The organism is Priestia sp. KCTC 13724, from assembly GCF_056820425.1.
In genome coordinates this window covers 1-530 of sequence record NZ_JBXDLD010000188.1, presented here as the reverse complement: position 1 = coordinate 530, position 530 = coordinate 1, and the positions used below count along the sequence as shown (strand labels likewise).

The window sequence follows — 530 nt, the reverse complement described above, 5'->3', positions numbered from 1 at the left end:
TCCAAATGACGGGAAGATCTGAGTGAACTCAGGAAAATAGCGATCTAACCAGCGAATAATCATGTTTTTGACAGCACTAAGTTCCTCTGTCAATTTCCCTCTAAACGTTGATCCAACACGAAGTTCAGCCTCCATGTCTTTCAAGATACGTGGATAACTGAAGCGTCCATCTTTAATAAGACGAGCGATTACTAGCGCATCTTTACGGTCATGTTTGGTTGGTAAATTGTCATCCAATTCCTTTGACTTTTTAACGTGCAAAGGGTTGGTCATGACTAGGGGAATACCCCGTTCCTCAAGGAAATAAGCTAAATTTAGCCAGTAATGGCCTGTTGGTTCAATCCCGACAATGACTTCCGTTTTTTCGTATTCTTTCATTGCAGTTAAAATACGTTGATAAAAACACTGGAAGCCATCACTAGACTGTAATACTGGGAAAGATTTTTGGAGCACCCGACCACGATCATCTACAAAGCAAGCAAAATGTTTTCGCTTGGCAATGTCAATTCCTACTACGAGTGTATTCTCGG

Annotated in this window: 1 protein-coding gene; it reads right to left on the bottom strand. The window is 41.1% G+C overall.

Annotated features, from left to right (window positions below):
• Positions 1 to 530 (bottom strand): IS110 family transposase (locus tag AC1UFB_RS20280; RefSeq protein ID WP_482589950.1); only part of this gene is annotated, 530 nt, incomplete at both ends.